Origin of the sequence: Pseudoalteromonas sp. EB27, assembly GCF_001974875.1 — a bacterium.
Classification (GTDB): Bacteria; Pseudomonadota; Gammaproteobacteria; order Enterobacterales; family Alteromonadaceae; genus Pseudoalteromonas.
In genome coordinates this window covers 130,729-148,412 of record NZ_MTQD01000007.1, presented here as the reverse complement: position 1 = coordinate 148,412, position 17,684 = coordinate 130,729, and the positions used below count along the sequence as shown (strand labels likewise).

Annotated in this window: 18 protein-coding genes; 4 read left to right on the top strand and 14 right to left on the bottom strand. The window is 38.7% G+C overall.

The features are described from left to right. Positions 1–44 precede the first annotated feature (44 nt). Both BW142_RS09715 and BW142_RS09710 read right to left on the bottom strand, forming a co-directional pair. Complete coding sequence (locus tag BW142_RS09715; RefSeq protein WP_076924745.1) at positions 45–3,113, bottom strand: efflux RND transporter permease subunit; 3,069 nt, start codon at positions 3,111–3,113, stop codon at positions 45–47. Positions 3,114–3,115: 2 nt separating this feature from the next. Then, positions 3,116–4,198 (bottom strand): efflux RND transporter periplasmic adaptor subunit, encoded by a 1,083-nt coding sequence (locus BW142_RS09710; RefSeq protein ID WP_076924744.1) that lies wholly within the window; start codon positions 4,196–4,198, stop codon positions 3,116–3,118. A gap of 122 nt (positions 4,199–4,320) precedes the next feature. Here BW142_RS09710 and BW142_RS09705 point away from each other — a divergent pair, with 122 nt between their 5' ends. The 3 genes from BW142_RS09705 to BW142_RS09695 all read left to right on the top strand — a co-directional run bounded on the left by BW142_RS09705 (position 4,321) and on the right by BW142_RS09695 (position 6,624). Beyond that, positions 4,321–5,217, top strand: a complete 897-nt coding sequence (locus tag BW142_RS09705) for a LysR family transcriptional regulator (RefSeq protein WP_076924743.1) — start codon at positions 4,321–4,323, stop codon at positions 5,215–5,217. Continuing rightward, positions 5,207–5,518 carry an MGMT family protein gene (locus BW142_RS09700; RefSeq protein ID WP_076924742.1) on the top strand — a complete coding sequence of 104 codons (312 nt, stop codon included), beginning with the start codon at positions 5,207–5,209 and terminating at the stop codon, positions 5,516–5,518. The genes BW142_RS09705 and BW142_RS09700 overlap by 11 nt, the downstream gene beginning before the upstream one ends. Before the next feature lie 554 nt (positions 5,519–6,072). Beyond that, on the top strand, positions 6,073–6,624 hold the full coding sequence (locus tag BW142_RS09695) for a hypothetical protein (RefSeq protein WP_029753163.1): 552 nt from the start codon (positions 6,073–6,075) through the stop codon (positions 6,622–6,624). A gap of 293 nt (positions 6,625–6,917) precedes the next feature. On the opposite strand, the gene BW142_RS09690 is transcribed toward BW142_RS09695, so the two are convergent. The 8 genes from BW142_RS09690 to BW142_RS09655 all read right to left on the bottom strand — a co-directional run bounded on the left by BW142_RS09690 (position 6,918) and on the right by BW142_RS09655 (position 13,357). After that, positions 6,918–7,817: an SDR family oxidoreductase gene (locus tag BW142_RS09690; protein ID WP_076924741.1), complete on the bottom strand. Its 900-nt coding sequence runs from the start codon at positions 7,815–7,817 to the stop codon at positions 6,918–6,920. A 977-nt stretch (positions 7,818–8,794) separates the two neighbouring features. Then, positions 8,795–9,301, bottom strand: coding sequence for a hypothetical protein (locus BW142_RS09685; RefSeq protein ID WP_076924740.1), 507 nt, complete (start codon positions 9,299–9,301; stop codon positions 8,795–8,797). A gap of 97 nt (positions 9,302–9,398) precedes the next feature. Continuing rightward, a complete protein-coding gene (locus BW142_RS09680) occupies positions 9,399–9,683 on the bottom strand; it encodes a hypothetical protein (RefSeq protein ID WP_076924739.1) in 285 nt (94 codons plus the stop codon). A 434-nt stretch (positions 9,684–10,117) separates the two neighbouring features. Then, positions 10,118–10,729, bottom strand: coding sequence for an NAD(P)H-dependent oxidoreductase (locus tag BW142_RS09675; RefSeq protein ID WP_076924738.1), 612 nt, complete (start codon positions 10,727–10,729; stop codon positions 10,118–10,120). Between the two features lie 73 nt (positions 10,730–10,802). Further along, complete coding sequence (locus BW142_RS09670) at positions 10,803–11,432, bottom strand: type 1 glutamine amidotransferase domain-containing protein (RefSeq protein ID WP_216351713.1); 630 nt, start codon at positions 11,430–11,432, stop codon at positions 10,803–10,805. A 198-nt stretch (positions 11,433–11,630) separates the two neighbouring features. Continuing rightward, complete coding sequence (locus tag BW142_RS20925; protein WP_347154940.1) at positions 11,631–11,855, bottom strand: VOC family protein; 225 nt, start codon at positions 11,853–11,855, stop codon at positions 11,631–11,633. A gap of 148 nt (positions 11,856–12,003) precedes the next feature. Continuing rightward, positions 12,004–12,279: an antibiotic biosynthesis monooxygenase gene (locus BW142_RS09660; protein ID WP_171972321.1), complete on the bottom strand. Its 276-nt coding sequence runs from the start codon at positions 12,277–12,279 to the stop codon at positions 12,004–12,006. An 85-nt stretch (positions 12,280–12,364) separates the two neighbouring features. Next, positions 12,365–13,357 carry a zinc-binding dehydrogenase gene (locus BW142_RS09655; RefSeq protein WP_076924736.1) on the bottom strand — a complete coding sequence of 331 codons (993 nt, stop codon included), beginning with the start codon at positions 13,355–13,357 and terminating at the stop codon, positions 12,365–12,367. A 101-nt stretch (positions 13,358–13,458) separates the two neighbouring features. On the opposite strand from BW142_RS09655, the gene BW142_RS09650 reads away from it, so the two are divergent. Then, a complete protein-coding gene (locus tag BW142_RS09650) occupies positions 13,459–14,352 on the top strand; it encodes a LysR family transcriptional regulator (RefSeq protein WP_054981793.1) in 894 nt (297 codons plus the stop codon). 214 nt (positions 14,353–14,566) lie between these two features. Here BW142_RS09650 and BW142_RS20720 read toward each other — a convergent pair whose 3' ends face one another. The 4 genes from BW142_RS20720 to BW142_RS09635 form a co-directional block, all read right to left on the bottom strand. Beyond that, positions 14,567–14,743 carry a hypothetical protein gene (locus BW142_RS20720; protein WP_165722958.1) on the bottom strand — a complete coding sequence of 59 codons (177 nt, stop codon included), beginning with the start codon at positions 14,741–14,743 and terminating at the stop codon, positions 14,567–14,569. A 448-nt stretch (positions 14,744–15,191) separates the two neighbouring features. Beyond that, a complete protein-coding gene (locus BW142_RS09645) occupies positions 15,192–15,842 on the bottom strand; it encodes a hypothetical protein (RefSeq protein WP_143475928.1) in 651 nt (216 codons plus the stop codon). 163 nt (positions 15,843–16,005) lie between these two features. After that, positions 16,006–16,710, bottom strand: coding sequence for a toll/interleukin-1 receptor domain-containing protein (locus BW142_RS09640; protein ID WP_076924734.1), 705 nt, complete (start codon positions 16,708–16,710; stop codon positions 16,006–16,008). Positions 16,711–17,039: 329 nt separating this feature from the next. Next, positions 17,040–17,669 carry a hemolysin III family protein gene (locus BW142_RS09635; protein WP_076924733.1) on the bottom strand — a complete coding sequence of 210 codons (630 nt, stop codon included), beginning with the start codon at positions 17,667–17,669 and terminating at the stop codon, positions 17,040–17,042. Positions 17,670–17,684: the final 15 nt, after the last annotated feature.

The window sequence follows — 17,684 nt, the reverse complement described above, 5'->3', positions numbered from 1 at the left end:
TTGAACTTGTGGCATTTTTTAATGTTAACCGACTATATGTTGAATTACTTACGAGGCTCGTAATCAATTCTAAATATCACGGTGTACAGTACCGGCACTACAATTAGAGTCAAAATTGTAGCAAAGCCCAAACCAAACATAATTGTTACCGCCATTGACTGAAAAAATACGTCAAATAACAGCGGGATCATACCCAAAATAGTAGTTATAGCTGCCATTGCAACTGGTCGTACACGGCTCACACCAGAGTCAAACACGGCTTCATAGGGCGATTTACCTTCCCTTAATTCAAGATTTATTTGATCAACTAATACAATACCGTTTTTAATTAGCATACCGCTTAAGCTTAACAAACCAAGTAGCCCCATAAAGCTAAACGGAGCATTCATCGCTAACAATCCCGCACTTACACCAATAATAGCCAAAGGCACAGTTGCCCAAATAACAAGTGGCTGTTTGAGCGAGTTAAAAAGTAGTACGGTTACTGCAAACATAGCTAAATAGCCCAGTGGTAATGAGCCAAATATTGCTTTTTGCGCTTTGCTTGATGACTCAAACTCGCCGCCCCATTCTAGTTGGTAACCACGTGGTAGTTCCATGTTCTCTATTGGGCTGCGAATACGTGCAAATAATTTAGCGGGTGTTTCGTCCCCTAATACATTGTGATCGGCCATTACTGTAATAGTTCGTTTGCGATCGCGGCGCATTATTAGGCTGTCTTCCCACTGCACATCAAATTCGTCTACAACTTGAGTCACTGGTATAAATACACCAAGAACTGGGCTGTATATTTGAAGGTCGTGTACGCTTTCTACGTTTAAGCGCTCGTTAGCAGGAGAGCGAGCAATAATAGGTAGTAACTGTGTACCATCGCGATATACGCCCACTTGTTTACCCGATAAGCTCGTTAGCAACACATTATCTAAGTCTGATTTACTAATACCTAATCGACGTGCTTTTTGCTCGTTAAACTGCGGACGAATCATTTTGGTACGTGCGCGCCAGTCATCACGAATATTATATGCGCCTTCGTCTTCACCAATCAGCTCTTCGGCTTTAGCGGCTAGTTGTCTTAAAATAACAGGATCAGGGCCCGAAAAGCGTGCTTCTATTTTTGCATCAGTAGAAGGGCCAATTTCCATCGGTTTAATTTTAAGCTGTGCAGAGAGTGCATGATTGCTAGAGTAATCACGGACTGTTTGCATTACAGTTGCTACAGCTTCTCTGTCGGCAACACGAATAATTAATTGCCCGTACGCGGGATATGATTTTTCAGGCGCGTAGGTAAGCATAAAGCGCGGTGCACCTTGGCCCGTAGTACTTGTCACTTCTTCAACAAGGTCTTCTTTTTGCAAAAACTCTTCAAGTTTTTTAACGCCCTCAAGGGTTGAGCGAATATCAGAGCCTTGCTCTTGCCAATAATCTACATAAAACATAGGTGTATTAGAGGCAGGAAAAAACGACTGTTTTACAGAGCCAAAACCAACAACCGCAGTACACAGCAAAACAACCATTAATATAAGCGTGGTTTTTCTAAAGTGCAGCGCTAAATCTAAAATCGCTTTGTAACCATTAAAAATAAAACCTTTGTACGGGTCTTCATCTTCTTGGCCTTCTTCGTTTTTAAATTCGTTTTCTTTAAACATTAAATTGGCAAAAAATGGCGTTAATGTTATGGCTGTTATCCAGCTTAATAAAAGCGAAATAAACAACACCCAAAACAAGCTACCGGCAAATTCACCACTGGCATCAGAGCTTAAACCAATTGGCGCAAAGGCAGTGACTGCAATTACTGTAGCTCCAAGTAAGGGCCATTTTGTTTGCTCAACAATATTAACAGCCGCTTTTAGTTTTGTTTGGCCACGTTTAAGATTTATCAATATGCCTTCGGTGACGACTATTGCGTTATCAACTAGCATACCAAGAGCAATAATAAGTGCTCCAAGCGATATACGTTGCAAGTCGATAGCAAACAACTTCATAAATATAAACGTACCCAGTACGGTAAGCAGTAAAATACCACCAATTAAAATGCCGCTTTTTAAGCCCATAAATAACAGCAGTACAACAATAACAATCGCAATGGCTTCAAGTAAGCTGATAATAAAACCATCAACCGATTTTTGAACCTCTTGTGGTTGGTTGTATACAGAATTTATATGAATACCATGAGGGCGTTGATATTCAAGTGATGCTAAATGCTCGTCTATGTTTTTACCCACATCAACCACGTTAACACCCGACATAAACGATACGCCAATAAGTAAAGCTTGCTGAGAGTTATAACGAATAATGTTATTTGGTACTTCTGCGTACTCTCTGTAAACCTTGGCTACATCGCCTAAGTAAATAAGCTCATTGGCACCTGATTTTGAAATTAATAAGGTTTCGAGCTCTTTTACATCTTTAAATTCGCCAGTAGGGTGCAAGCGAATTGACTCATCGCCAACACGAATTTTACCCGCGTTAGATACCGTGTTTTGCGATTGTAATAACTGGAATATATGGCTTGGCGCAATACCTAATTGAGCAAGCTTACGCGTAGAAACTTCAACCATTACTTGCGCTTGTTGTTGCCCCGCAACGGTTACTTTACTAACGCCTTTAACCAATACCAGCTCACGCTTTAAAAAATCGACGTAATCTTTAAGCTCGTCATACGAGTAGCCATCACCAGTTACCGAATACATAACACCGTAAACATCGGCAAAGTCATCCAAAATAGTACTTGGGTAAACACCACTGGGTAACGACGGAGAAAGGTCGTTAATTTTACGGCGCATTTCATCCCAAATTTGGCGAAGCTGCTCTTTACGATAATTGCTTTTCATTTCTACTGAAATTTGCGATTTACCGTTAGATGAAATGGAGGTAACGTAATCAACATAAGGGAGTTGCTGAATCGCGTTTTCAATCGGAAAAGTAACTTCTTCTTCAACTTGCTGCGGCGAAGCGCCAGGGTACATGGTAATAACCATGGCTTTTTTAAGCGTAAACTCAGGGTCTTCTAGTTGCCCTAAATCAAAGTACGACACACTACCGCCAATTAATAGCAGCAGCGTAAACATCCAACTGATTACTTTTTTCTCTATGGAGAGTTGTGCAAAGCTCATAATTATAAGCCTCGCTCTTTATTCCATGCTCTTACTTTCATGCCTTCTTTTAGTGAATGCACACCGGCCGAAACTACAATTTGGCCTTCTTTAATACCACTTAACACTTCAATACCATCGCGGTGCAACTGGCCAACCTTTACAGCTTGTTTATGCACTTGGCTAGTTTTTGAATCAAAAAGCCATACGTAGGCGTTATCTTCAATTGATTCTTGCGGCTCAGAAAACACCGACTCGATAGGTAAAATTGTGTAGGCAACTTGCGAGCGCGTTACTTTGCTTAAATCAATAAGCACGCTACCCGTCATACCTGCGAGTAAATTAAAGTCCTCAGGTACTGGTAGCGAAAATACAACCTTATAAGTAAGTGTTGCAGGATCTGCTTGGGTATCCCACTCTTTAATATCAAGTATGTACTCTTTGTCGTTAAAGCCATCAAACTTTACAGTAGGGTGGTAATCAGTGCCTTTTTTAAAGCGAGCGACTATTTTTTCAGGAACCTGAATTTCTACGTCCATTAAATCGCGTGTTTCTAAGCGTAATATATTTTGCTTTGCTTGAATATTTTCAAAGTTTTTAACAAATACTTTTGCGACCGTGCCTGAAAATGGCGCGCGCAGCTCGCTGTACTCAAGGTTTGTTTGTGCAATTTTAAATGCAGACTCAGCAATTTGCATATTAGCAGTGGCTTCATCTAATTCTGATTGGCTAGTGATTTTTTTCTCAAACAATTGCTCAATACGGCCAAGTTGTGATTTTGCCAATTCAAAGCGTGCTTTTCGTTCGTCAAACTGTAACTGAAAATCTTCTGGGTCTAGTTTTGCTAATAAATCACCTTTTTCAACGTGTTCACCAGCAAGCACAGGAAACTTAACAAGTTCGCCGTTTACCCTGAAAGCTAGGTAAGAGCCTTGGTTTGCAACAACTTCAGCAGGAAAACTACGAATGTTAATTTGCGTATCATGACCTATGTTGAATAATTTAACAGGGCGAATAGGCTCTTCTTTAACTTGTTGTTCTGGCTCAGAACAGGCTATTAAGCTAAGTAAGGTCGTTGTTAATAAACATAGACGAAAGAGTTTCATGTCTTCTCCGTTGCAATGATGGAAAAATAATTAAGTGCAGCATACGCTGCAAACATATAAAATAAAAATCATTAAATTTTAGAAACTCAATAAGTTTTACTTATAATGTTGCAGAGCGGTATATGAAGCTGAATCAATTAATAATTTTAGATGCCATAGTGCAAAGCGCAAGCTTAAGCGGAGCAGCACTAAAGCTACATAAAACGCAGCCCGCGCTTACTCTCGCCATTAAAAATTTAGAAGCTAAAATAGGATTTGAGTTACTAGACAGAAGTAAATACCGATTACAGCTCACTGAAAAAGGGCGTATTTTTCACCGCGAAGCGAAGCAGCTCCTGCATGCCAACGACGAGCTGGCACAACTTGCTGAAGAATTAGCATTAGGCAATGAGCCTCAATTTAGAATTTGTTACGAACAACTGTGCCATATGCAAAGTTACAACGAGATCATAAGTAATACTTTTAGGTTATTTACTAGCACCGAATTTAGCTTAACAAGCGGAAAACGCTTTATTTCATTAGAGCAAGTAAATAGCGGACAAGCCGAATTAGGCATTGGCCCGTGGTTTGACTTATTTCATGCAACAGGCGATTTAGAAAGTGTACCAATTGGTAAGCTTGCTATTGGCATTGTGAGCGCTAAAGGCGTACTCCCTCAAAAGCTCACCTATAGCGAACTGCAAACGTATCCGTGTTTAGCCATGTTTGAAAGTGACTTGAGTATCGACAGCGACAGGCTATCGTACTCAAAAGGCTCCGCCATGATGAAAATTGATGATGTATCAACTTTAAAGTCGTTTTTACTCTCAGGCGCGGGTTGGGCAATGATGAGCCTAGAGCACTGCGACTCTGAAATAAAAGCTGGCTTACTTCAAGAAATACACATAACTGACCGAGAGCATAAGTTTAGCGCGCAAATTAGAGCCTTTAGGCAGCATGCAATGCACCACGGCCCTGTAGCGCGTACTATTTGGGAGCAATTTAAAGTACTTAGTGAGGCGTATTTAAATGAACGCTGATATTGATAAAGAAACACTTATTTATACTGTTATCGCAGGCATACCAATAGGTAAAGTGGTAAGCTACGGGCAAGTTGCAGCTCTTGCGGGCTATCCGCAAAACTCACGATTGGTGGGGCGCTTATTAAAAATGATGCCAAACGACTCGGTTATACCTTGGCACAGGGTAGTGAATAGCCAAGGTAAAATATCGTTTCCAGCGGGTAGCGAAAAATACCAAGAACAGCGCGAAAAGCTATTATCAGAAGGCGTATTGTTTAAAAACGACAAAGTGAATATGCGCGAGTGCCGGTGGCAGTAGAAGACAAGGAATGGCTTAATAATAGTATTTAAGCATTGTTACCAAGCCAAGCATGTTGACCACTTTTTTATTTATGAAGTTTAGCAATACATATAAATAACCTGATATTTGAGCATTTAGTTTTATCTTCAATACAAGCTCCTTACTAACCTAGATTATCGATAAATGAAAAAGTTACAAAAAAGGGGCATATTTTCTACTTTCTAGCCATCAAAAATACAAAGAGATGAGCCTAAAACTCTTCCACACCTACTTATACCTGCGTTTTCATGCAATCCACTAAAAATAAAAGTTTGGCATACCACTTGAAGTAACAATCTGTCGTAGAAAATAATGAGCATACCCGTGGTGGTTCAAGAGCTCGCTTCAAAAGGTATCTCATATACAGCTAAGTAAAAAAATTCTTAAAGCTATAATAAAAGTGGCTAAGAACGTGTTTGAAGAACACGGTTTATGCTTATCGGTACGTTATTAATTATCGAAATGACCAAGCGTATATATTTAGTTTTGAGTGTGACAATTTTTAAAAACTTGATTTTAAGGACTAACCAAATATGACTGACCCTACTTTAGTTATTTTAATGTACTTTGTGATCCCTATTTGGCTTGTAGCTGGCATTGCGGATTGGTTTTGTCATCGACGTAGTAATATTTCTACAACAAGTGGTGCAAAAGAGTCGTTTATTCATCTATTAATGTTTGCCGAAGTGGGTATACCGTTAATTCTTGTTTTAATTTTTGAAGTTAATAGCTTGATTATTGCTATTAGTATCTTGTTGTTTTTTATTCATGAACTTACAGCAATGTGGGATGTAACTTACGCGGTAAGTAAACGTAGAGTAGGGCCAATAGAGCAGCATATACATAGCTTTTTAGAAATGATACCGCTGTTGGCTTTAGTGTTAATTATTGCGCGGCACTGGGAGCAATTTACAGCATTATTTACTCCCGGGGGCTTTCCTCCTGAATTTACGCTCCAATTAAAAGAGTCACCTATACCAATAACTTACTTGATAACAGTGCTATTTATATCACTCGTGCTAGAGTTTATGCCTTATTTAGAAGAGTTCATTCGCGGTATACGTGCTAAAAAAGACAACGCATAAAGCCAGTTCGATAAATAGGTATAAAGCCTAAGTTGACTGCTTAAGCAGCTCTAGTTGTTTAAGCAGTTTGTTTATGCGTGCTTAAATAGGGTCACTCAACCTCGTACTAAGTCAAATAGTGCAGTGGGTAGCTCAGGCTTTTAGGGTGTTTATAACCACAGTTTCACGAATACTTAGTGGACTTCGTTTAGATGTGATGCGAAAAGAATAGGTAATAAAAGCGGCGTATTCTCGCCGCTATTATGTTGTTTAAAGTCATCTGTTGAGATTAACTAATGTGTTAGTCATTATGATTAAGGTAGATGTTGCCCACCTGTCACGCCCATTATTTCAGCGGTAATGTAACTTGACTCTTGCGAAGCTAAGTATACATATGTTGGGGCTAGTTCGGCAGGTTGGCCTGGTCTACCTAGCGGCACGTTATCACCAAATTCGGGAAGTTTTTTCGCCGGTTGGCCGCCACTTTGTTGTAGCGGAGTCCAAATTGGCCCTGGAGCAACACCATTAACCCGAATGCCTTTATCTATTACCATTTTTGCTAAACTTTTAGTAAAGCTAGTAATTGCGCCTTTAGTTGATGCGTAATCAAGAAGTCCAGCAGAAGGCTGGTAACATTGGATAGAGGTTGTGTTAATAATACTTGCCCCGGGTGGCATATGCTTTACTGCGGCCTTTGTTATCCAAAACATAGCAAATACGTTTGTTGCATATGTTTGGCAAAATTGCTCGGTAGATAAATCTTCTAACTCGGCGACAAATTGTTGCTTACCAGCATTATTAACTAGTATGTCAATTGACCCCAAGTATTCAACGCTTTGAGCGACAAGGCTGTTACAGAAATCTTCATCAGATATGTCACCTGCAATACCCCAAGCCTTGTTACCGCTGGCTTTTAGTATATCGAGTGTTTCTTTCGCATCGGTTTCTTCGCTGGGTAAGTAATTAATAACAACTTCCGCACCTTCTCTTGCAAATGCGATGGCTACGGCTCTTCCAATCCCAGAGTCGCCGCCTGTGATCAAAGCTTTACGGCCTTTTAACCTGTCGTGGCCCTCATAGGTGTCTTCGCCATGATCTGCTTTAGGTTTTAAAATTTCATCTAGCCCTGGGTCCGGTTGATTACTGTCTTTTTCGGTACGTCCCATCTGATATTGGCTTCTAGGATCTTGCATAGTAAATTGATTAGTTGGCATATCAAAGTCTCCTCAACGTAAAGTATAAGTTCGATTAATTGCATGTAATCACAAAGAGCGTAATCTCAGACAGCACAGCAATGCTGTTACTTCTCTTTGCTTAGCGTGAATTGGGTGATGTAAAAAACATAAGAGGCGTGTGTGGTTGTAAAATGTCGAAGCTAAAGAGCGACTAACTGATTTAGCACGAATAGCAATATTATAGTTAGCTTGTAATGCTCCCACTCTTTCTCTCCTTTAAAATTTACATTTTAGCTGTTTACGTACACCGCCTTCTTTATAAAAAGCAATAGATATGCCACAGAGGTGCTTTTTAAATATTAAGCTATGTTACTTATTTTAAAGTGTTTATATTTAAACTGGAGAAAATATAAGAGCGGATGACGGGTAAAAAGTGGATATTAGTACCGAAAATATTACACACCGTTCATTAAGCCAATCAAGTTGGGAAGGTGCGTTTATTGCTACACTGATGGGCTTATAATTAAGCCAGAAAATAGCAGTACGTTAAAATGTATCATTAAGTGATATGCTAATCCCCCCGAAAATTATAGAAGCCAAATATAAAATTTTCACCTATCGCAAGTAAGCGTGGCACTCGAATTAAATTTTGTACTTTTCGACGTCAGCTTTTCTTTAGTTTAAAAAACAAACTGGAGTTTCAGGGTAATTGCAGTAAAACGTCAAGTAAGTTTGTTTAATACAAAATATTATTACTTTTTATCACTGTGCGTGCACCGTGCTTTTTTTATGAGGCGAAGACCACTTTACAGGTAGGTCTTACGAACACCGCAGAGCCTAGGTTGAAGATAAATCAATTAAAAAAGGAAGAATCTTGATTTCTTACATTACAGTTTTTGAGTGGCTACTCATGGCTCTGTGCCAAAGTTCGGCTCAGTGCCATGAGCGGACGGTGGTAAAACTTACGATAAGCGGTTTGGTAGCGCTCTTCTGACAAATCCGTCTTCATCGTTTTGTTAGTAGCTCGGGCTTTTAACAACCTCATAGCTTTTGTAATACTCGAGATTGGTGATTGAATTATTAAAGGCAAAAAAATTGGCGACACCACAATCAGCTCCACTTTGTAAACTAGTTATTGTAACTTTTGCGCTACCTATAATGATTTTTGAATTTTTTGCGTTTTCATATTTAATCATGTTCAGAGACGATAACATTTCTTCGTTATTTAACAATTGAATATATTTAGGCAACTGAATATTTCCAATTTTCCTTGACGGCAACAACCGGATTATTTCGTCAGGTGGAATCGCCGCCAGAATATAAGCTTCGCCATTTTCATTTATCGTTGCGACGATTTTAGCATTGAAAGTAATCTCTCCGAAAAATTGCAGATATAACCCGTTATCAATGGGATTGAGCGAAAAGCGGCTATTCTGAGGAATAAAATATTCCCAATTCCCAAATTTTTCCGCACTAATTTCCATAGAGAAGAAAAAAATAACTAAAAATGCTGGGATCTTCATGGCTGCTAACGCCCCAAGCAGGGGATTTTAAGAGCGTTTTTCAGCGAGTAAAATTCCCGCTGACTTGGCTTGTTAGGTTGCTGGTCTACAACAAACACTATTGAGCCTCGACGCTGTGATAATCAGCTGATGTTTCATAACAATTGACACACACAACTGACATTTTATTAAAGGCTCGAAACTTCTCAGTCATACCATCTTCTTCATCAAACAAGGCTTCACATTTGGAACACCACGCTTGAAGGTCATTAGGTTCGCTAGAGTTTCCAATAAAGCCTACAGGTACACCTTCTGGTTTCAACAAATGGCAACAGACGACGGCTGCAACTCGCTTACCATGTTCGCCACAATCAACATACATTGGTTCAATCTCAGTGCTCATATGCAACCTAACAACTCTATCAGAGGACACTTTCCCTTTTTTAGCGCGAAAACGTCCTTATTGTATGAGTTTCTATTAATAGCAAATAGTGTAAGTTATTGCCAGCTATAAATATTAAGCTTAGGAAAGGTTATTTTACTATGTGAAAAAGAGGGAGGTTTTCACTTATTCTTACTAAGTTAATGACGACTCACCTGAATGGTCGGTTATCGCTCTGTGCCAAAGTTCGGCTCAGTGCCAGAAGCGGACATTCACATAGCACTCGCTTACACCCCACGTTTTTTTAAAGCAAAACCTTCTTTTACTCTTTCTGAAAGTTATTGGGCGGCCATTGGTAACCTTCAACAGAGCTGTAATCAGCTGACTATCTAGGTAAAACACCATGTACGTAAGAACAAGGTGTTTTTATGAGGCATAAGGTCCATAGAGTAGAGCTATATACAAATACTTAACAATGATAAATCAGATCTTAAGGCTGCCCCTAAATGTAGTTTATATCGCTCCATATCGGCTTTTATTTGGGGATTTTTTATAACATCGCTACAAACAAAAGTTTCTAGTGGCTTCATTCCTAAAAACTGATTTGCTTTATGCACGGGTAAATACACACCATCTACCCCAGTCCCCTCAAAAAACTGCTCACTATCAATGAACGCATTTATTGGGGCATTCCACGTGACAGAAAGCATGTATTTTTTACCGTGAAGTAAGCCTCCAGATCCATACTGCTTTGAAATATCACTTCTAGACCTACCGTCGCTTTCATATAACTTACCGTGCCCTTTGGTAAACACCTCATCCATGTACTTTTTCACAGTCCAAGGAGGCCCCATCCACCATGCGGGCATTTGAAAGATTACCAAGTCAGCCCACAGCCATTTAGAAATTTCTTCATCGACATCATATCCTTTATCAATAGTTGTGTTACGAACATTACAGTTACTTTGTACAAAGAAGCTTTCAGCAAAGGCTGTGAGCGAATTGTTAAGCTCACCTTTAGAGTGAGCGAAACATTTACCGCCATTTAAAATTAAGATATTTTTCACTATGTACTACTACCCATTCTTTATTGAAATTCACTTAAAAACCTTGAATTGATAAGTGTCTGACATTAAATGCCTATTTGATGCCTTTTAATCCAGTTAGAATCTCTTCGCCCACTTTACGAGCTGATTGCGGGTTTTGACCAGTAATAACTCGCCTATCATTCACAACGTTTACCGTCCATGCAGCACCATAAATGTGCTTTGCACCTTTGGACATTAATGTATCCTGTAGTGAGAAAGGAACAACTTCTGTTAGCCCTACATTTGACTCTTCCTCGTTAGTAAATGCAGCTAATTTTTTTCCTTTAACGAGGTATTGTCCGTTACTAAGCTTTACGTCTGTAAGAGCTGCTGGGCCATGACAAATCGCGCTTACAATACCGCCTCGCTCATATATTGAAACAGTTAATTTATTGATACGTTCATTGTTCGAGAAGTCCCACATGGTACCGTGACCGCCTACATAAACTACTGCTTGATAATCTTCACTGTTTACATCTTCCATCGCTTTAGTATTTATAATTGAAGCCATGAGCTTTTTATCATTTATAAACCTAGCATTGTTTTCATCTGAAAAATCTAGACTTTTAGGGTCTATTGGGGCCATTCCACCATCAATACTAGCAACATCAACTTCAAAGCCTGCATCAGCAAGGACGTAATAAGGATGTGTTAACTCACCTAACCAAAAGCCAGTTTTCATATCTAACGAACCCATTTTATTGTGGCTAGTCAGTACGAAAAGGATTTTATCCGCAGCAAAACTTGGAGCCGCGAAAACTAGTGTCATTAATAATAAAATTTTCATACTATCTTTCTCATATAAATTAAACCAACCGATTTGTCGGTTACTTGTAAAATAAGCTACAAACTTTCATTGTTAGGCATTGGAGCTCAAGTCTCAGTTTTTTGGTAGCGGCTCACCTGCATGTAACAACTCGACGGAAATATTATCCGCAGAGCGTAAAAAAACCATTTGACCGTCTTGAGGAAGTCGATTTACTTCAATGCCTAGTTCCTGTAAATGAGCGCATGTCTCGTATATATTTTCAACTCTGTAGGCTATATGACCGAGGTTTCTCCCTGTATTTAGATACTCAGGCTCCCAGTTATAAGTAAGTTCAATTTGAGCGCTTTCATCACCTTGCGCAGCTAAAAGATAAGAGAAAACTTTGCTTCAAAGTAGCCTTTCCTTTTTAGAGCTTTCAACCCTAGACCCTCATAGCAAAATCTTAGTTTGCTTTAATATCTGATATGCGAAGATATTTCATTTATCACAAGCCCTCAAACACACGAGCTGCTTTAATATCGACTGATAGCACTCTACCTTCTAAAGACGTTTGTAATTGAAGATAATGAGGCAGTATCTTATGTTGCTCTAAAGTATCTATGTCACGCCACATTTCAATTAATGTGATTCTTTGTGACCCATTAACATCAGGGAAAACATCATAACGCTCGCATCCATCTTCAAGAATACTGTCACTCGAACATTCATAAATTGCATTTAATACGGTGCTGTAATGTTGTGTTTCACATAGAATATCCACAACAATCATTACTTCATTGTCCATTTTTAACCTTTATCTTGGTTTATAAGGCTGCTTACACAGCCTTTAATTAAATAGCAGAAATTTAACGCTCGATTACGATTTTACCTGTGGCTAACCCTGACTCTAGACGAGTGTGAGCATCTTTAACTCCTTGTAAAGTTAAAGGGAAAACACTATCGATAAGAGGTTTAACTTGACCTTTATCTACAAGCCCAGCAAGTCGGCGTAGAATGTCACCGTGAGTCTCTCTATCGATGTTATGAATAATTGAAATCGCCATAAATACTAGGTCTAATCTTAGAGCCTTAAAGTGCATTTCAGTTAAGTTATAATCAGCATAACCAATTGTAGAGATAACATGCCCCTTCAGTTTTGCAGCGATTAATGAGTTTTGTAAAACGGGCCCGCCCACTGTATCAAATACCGTATCGAAGCCTTGACCATTGGTTAGTCGTTCAACATATTCCTTTGGCTCTTCTGTAGGGAATAGAACCGTTTCATCTGCGCCTAATTGTTTTGCAATTTCTGCGCGAGCTTCATCTGCAACAGTCGTTGTAACATGTGCACCTAGTGCTTTTGCAAGCTGAAGGCCAATGTGGCCTACGCCACCTGTACCACCATGAACCAACACTCTATCGCTCGGCTGGATTTCAGCTCGACCAATAATTGCTTCCCATGCAGTAATTGCTACTAAAGGCAAGCTAGCCGCCTCACCAAAGCTAAGCGTTTTAGGTTTATGTGCTAATAATACAGCGTCAGCTTCAACCTTATCTGCAAGAGTACCCGGAATGCCAACGATACCGCCGACACAACCGTATACTTCATCACCAATTTTAAAGTTAGTTACACCTTCACCTACTTCACTGATTACGCCCGATACATCCATGTGAAGGATTGCTGGATAAGTCATACCAGCAGTGCCTTCACTGCCTTGACGGATTTTAGTATCAACAGGGTTAACACTTGTCGCTTTTACATCTATTACGACGTGACCGCGTTTTGATTTTGGCGCATCAACTTCGATTTCATGTAAAACATTAACGTTACCATGACCATTAATAGCTATTGCTTTCATAATAATTTCCTCTTTGTTATTGACGAAAGTGATGTTATCAACATAATTAACAACCAAAAACACACTAAAAGTTTAATGATTAATTCCAAAAGGTTGATAATTTGATTGATTCAATAGAAGAACTAAAGATATTCAGTACGATTTTTGAACTTAAATCTATTCGAATGGCTGCTGATGCTCACAACCTAACGGCTGCAGCAGTGAGTAAAAGGTTGATAGCGCTCGAAAACAGACTGAGTGCTAAATTATTTTATAGAACAACACGGACCCTTAGTCCGACATTTACGGGTGAGAAGCTATATAACCATGCGCAAAGACTTTTAAGTATTAGCGATGAGATTGAACATGACCTCGACCCAACAAATACGTTAAAAGGAAAAATAAAAATAACTGCGTCAGCTTCTTTTACACAAAGCTATCTATTACCTGTGATTAGCAGCTTTTTAGAAAGTTACCCGCAAGTTAATATTGAAATCATTTCTACAGATAGTTTAGTTAATTTAACTGAACAAGGTGTTGATTTGGCAATTAGACATGGCCCTTCGCGAGATTCATCATTAATTGGTCAAAAGCTATCTGATACAAAGAGAATATTATGTGCAACGCCGAGTTATTTAGAAAAAAAAGGAGTACCACAATCACCTGAATATTTAACTGATCATAGTTTATTAACCGTTGGGAATGAAACTAACTGGTCATTCATTAGAGAAAGTGAACGAAAAACAGTTAAGTTAAACCCCAGCTTTTCTTCTAGCTTAGGGGACAGCGTTTTGGGTATGGTGGAATTAGATCATGGTATTGCACTCTTGTCAGATTGGCATATTAAAGAACGTGTTGAAAAAGGGCGCTTAAAGGTTATTTTAGAAGATTGGGAGTGTGACCCATCAATTTCAATTAACCTATTATATCCGTCTAGGAAAAACCAATCGATAATAGTTAGGAACTTCATTGACCACTTGAAAGAATGGATAAAAAGCAATCCCCTTTCAAAATAGACTTAACTTCTTAGGGTTTTCACTACAGTTAACTTCATCTGGTAGCAAATTAGCTAACTCCACCTAGAGCCATTTACCAAACTTTAAAAAAGAGCAAGATATAAATTACACTTTATAGTGGTTTGGAGTATGTGTTTAGTGGATAAAATACTTTATATCCGAAGGGGGCTATGTGCCATGATCGGATAATCGAAACCTTAGTCGCTTGTTATATTTAAATTTTACGCTCAAAGGCTAGATATAAAGTTGCAAATAAAAAACCACTAAAGCCTTTTTCCATTTTTGATAACACCCACCCATCTCTTGCCAACTCGTTTGCTTTAGCGTTTGCTCTATTTAACATACCACCTGTAGCCCAGATTTGAGAAACTGCAATAAACTTATACTCCATGTAACACTCCTTTAAATATAAATGCTTTATCAGAGGACTCTTTCTCTATTTTTAAGCGAAAACGTCCTTATTTTATTAGCTTCTATTAATAGCAAAAAGCATAAGTTATTGCTAGCTATATATATTATGCTTATGATGGGTTATTTGAACATATAAAAAAGGGGGGAAGTAGTCATTAATTAATTACTCACTCAATGACTGGTTCTCGCTCACAGCACGCTTCAGCAAAGTGCGACTTGCTGTCATTTAAATAGAAATTAGCAAAGGCGACCTCATTTGCTTACCTTTTTGTTGATGTTTGATTCGCATATTTATGGCTGCTAAGTGCCAATTGCAGACAGTGGTAACGCCCTAATAATGGGCAAAAAAATGTTGGCTAAAATGTTGAGGAGGTGTCCACTAAAACGGGTGAGGAGCAACTTCTGTTTAAATGCCTTATTATGTTTTCTTATATGCTGTCTATCATTTCTTGAAATCTATCTTTTTCAGCATAACCTTCAATCCAGCACCAACCTGCGAATAGTGACCACAAAAACCTACTAAATGATTTTATTTCATCGTAATCATCAGTGATGTTTTTTAATAAAACAATTTGCTTATTAAAGTGATGGAAAAATTCAAATGATTCTGGTTGATTAAACTCAATATTATTTAGAACGTAGCCTGTACTTTCTTTAAAAGCCTCAAATTCTAGTAGCATAATTTCTAAAAGTTCATGATCCATTTTATTCAAAACAACATGCCACTTATCTTCTGAATCTGTTGCTTTCAGCGAGAAGTAACTTTTAAATTCTTTTTGGTCTAATAAGGTGTCTACCAAGTCTGACGGATAAGATGTTTCACACGCACTTAAAAAGTGACTAATCATGTTCTGTTTAAAGTGTTTGTATTGATTTAGGTAATTGTTCTTAATAATTTTACGTTTACGGTAGTCGGGAATAAACACTGTAAAGTAGTAAAATAAAGCACTAACAAAAAGACCTAATGAAATATTCAATACAATACTATTACCGATAGGAAATTGATTGAATATAGGAAATTGGCTGTTAAATAAAAATGGTTCGTTACTCGATTTAAGCATTAACAAAATACTTAGCACTAATATTATGAATACCAATTTAGGTATATTTTTCACCAAACATCTCCGTAAACATAACGGTTTGCTAAGCGGCAATAAAGTAGCTGGCCAAAATTAACGAGGAACGAGTAAAAAGCCAGCTGTTGTTTTGTCCATTTAAGCAACTTACTAGAGCGTATTTTCACTAAAACTCAATATTAACTAGCTCTGCAATTTTCTCCGCAACTACTGCCATTGAATCTTCGGCAGTATCCAACCCGCTTCTAGAGGCAAGTAATGGGCTGACATTTCGCAAGTCTTCGTATGTAGCATTATGCATAATAGGAATAAGTTGGTTACCTGCCAAAAGCGCAGATAGTTCTTTGTCGGCAACACTCTCTTTAGGAAGGCGCTCAAGCATCGCTGGAGTAACAAGCACAAGACCAATTCGTGAATTTGCCAACCCTTTATCTATTGCACGCATCATTGGTATACCAAGAGCAAGATCTTTCTCGCTAAACCAAACTTTTACACCTGACGCCACAAGTAAATCGTTTAGTTCTTTTGCTGCTTCCTTACGATCTCCCCATGCGTGACAAAGAAATACATCTCTAAGATCTGGTTGAGCTGCCGCTCTAGCTTCAACAGTTTCACGAATTGGAGTAAGTGATTGAATTTGTGTAGGAGTATATGAAACAGAAGAACTTGATTTAGACCACCTGGGTCTACTAGAGCCTGATGAACTACCACGAGTGCTAGTACTACGAGAACTAGAACCATATGAGGTATATGACGGTGAGGTGTAAGAAGAGTAACCGCCATACCCGCGACTACGACTACTACAAGCGGGACAATTCGCAACCCCACTCGCAGTACGATGACCATTACTAGGTGCTGTACATCTTGCCATGTTAAAAATATCCTTTTTTTATACTTCTTAAAATTTGATGGAATGCGCTAAGCATCGCATACGCTCTAACAGCTTATTGAACACCATTTTGGTGGTTTATAACACACCAGAATAGCGTAAATTACATACCATAATAATTTCACCAATAATTACTTTTGTAAACAAGTAATTAAAACTGCTAGAAATTAATCATATTATTTCCCCCCAAAACGGCGTTTAATAATGTTATTGGACAAAATTAGATTTCTACTCAAAACACAGGAATAAATTTAACTTTCCCAATGACCGGTAATCGCTCAAACCAGACCATTCTAATTGGCTATACAGGCTCAATAAACATAATTGCTAATTGAAATATAATGGCAAACACACCCAGCAATAACAAATAAGTGCCAGATAGCGTGGCTAAATTGGGTGCTTTTAGCGCTGTAGAATAATGTACCTAAACTATAAAAAATGCCGCCGGCAAGTAGCCAGTAAAGTGCCTTCACATCAACACTTGAATAAAGCGGATATACAATAGCCAGTGCAAACCAACCCATGAGCAAGTAGGTGGCGAGTGATATTTTTTTATTACCGTTTTTTACAAATACTTTGTACGCTACGCCCGCCAGTGCCACCGCCCAAATAAATGTAAGTGTGGCCCATGACCAAGCACCGGTTAACGAGATTAATAAAAAGGGAGTGTAGGTGCCTGCAATTAATAAGTATATGGCGCAGTGATCGCACTTTTTATAAAAGGCTCTTAAGCGCGGTTGAATACTGGCGTGGTACAAAGTGGATGACAAAAACAGCACAAATAGGCTGCTGCCGTAAATTGCAGTACTAATATATGCTTTAGTGCTGGTGGCTTGGCTAAATAAATCCCACATTACAAATACGGCAAATATAATACCGAGTGCATGGCTGATTACGTTTAATTTCTCTTCTTTACGGGAATAAGGCGCTTCTAACGACATAACTGTTCCTACCAC

Bases quoted from the DNA above. Each gene is read 5' to 3' on its own strand.
- BW142_RS09640 (WP_076924734.1), bottom strand. From the start codon at position 16,710: ATGGCAAGATGTACAGCACCTAGTAATGGTCATCGTACTGCGAGTGGG.
- BW142_RS09635 (WP_076924733.1), bottom strand. From the start codon at position 17,669: ATGTCGTTAGAAGCGCCTTATTCCCGTAAAGAAGAGAAATTAAACGTA.
- BW142_RS09705 (WP_076924743.1), top strand. From the start codon at position 4,321: ATGAAGCTGAATCAATTAATAATTTTAGATGCCATAGTGCAAAGCGCA.
- BW142_RS09715 (WP_076924745.1), bottom strand. From the start codon at position 3,113: ATGAGCTTTGCACAACTCTCCATAGAGAAAAAAGTAATCAGTTGGATG.
- BW142_RS09710 (WP_076924744.1), bottom strand. From the start codon at position 4,198: ATGAAACTCTTTCGTCTATGTTTATTAACAACGACCTTACTTAGCTTA.
- BW142_RS09700 (WP_076924742.1), top strand. From the start codon at position 5,207: ATGAACGCTGATATTGATAAAGAAACACTTATTTATACTGTTATCGCA.
- BW142_RS09685 (WP_076924740.1), bottom strand. From the start codon at position 9,301: ATGAAGATCCCAGCATTTTTAGTTATTTTTTTCTTCTCTATGGAAATT.
- BW142_RS09695 (WP_029753163.1), top strand. From the start codon at position 6,073: ATGACTGACCCTACTTTAGTTATTTTAATGTACTTTGTGATCCCTATT.
- BW142_RS09680 (WP_076924739.1), bottom strand. From the start codon at position 9,683: ATGAGCACTGAGATTGAACCAATGTATGTTGATTGTGGCGAACATGGT.
- BW142_RS20720 (WP_165722958.1), bottom strand. From the start codon at position 14,743: ATGGAGTATAAGTTTATTGCAGTTTCTCAAATCTGGGCTACAGGTGGT.
- BW142_RS09690 (WP_076924741.1), bottom strand. From the start codon at position 7,817: ATGCCAACTAATCAATTTACTATGCAAGATCCTAGAAGCCAATATCAG.
- BW142_RS09655 (WP_076924736.1), bottom strand. From the start codon at position 13,357: ATGAAAGCAATAGCTATTAATGGTCATGGTAACGTTAATGTTTTACAT.
- BW142_RS09670 (WP_216351713.1), bottom strand. From the start codon at position 11,432: ATGAAAACTGGCTTTTGGTTAGGTGAGTTAACACATCCTTATTACGTC.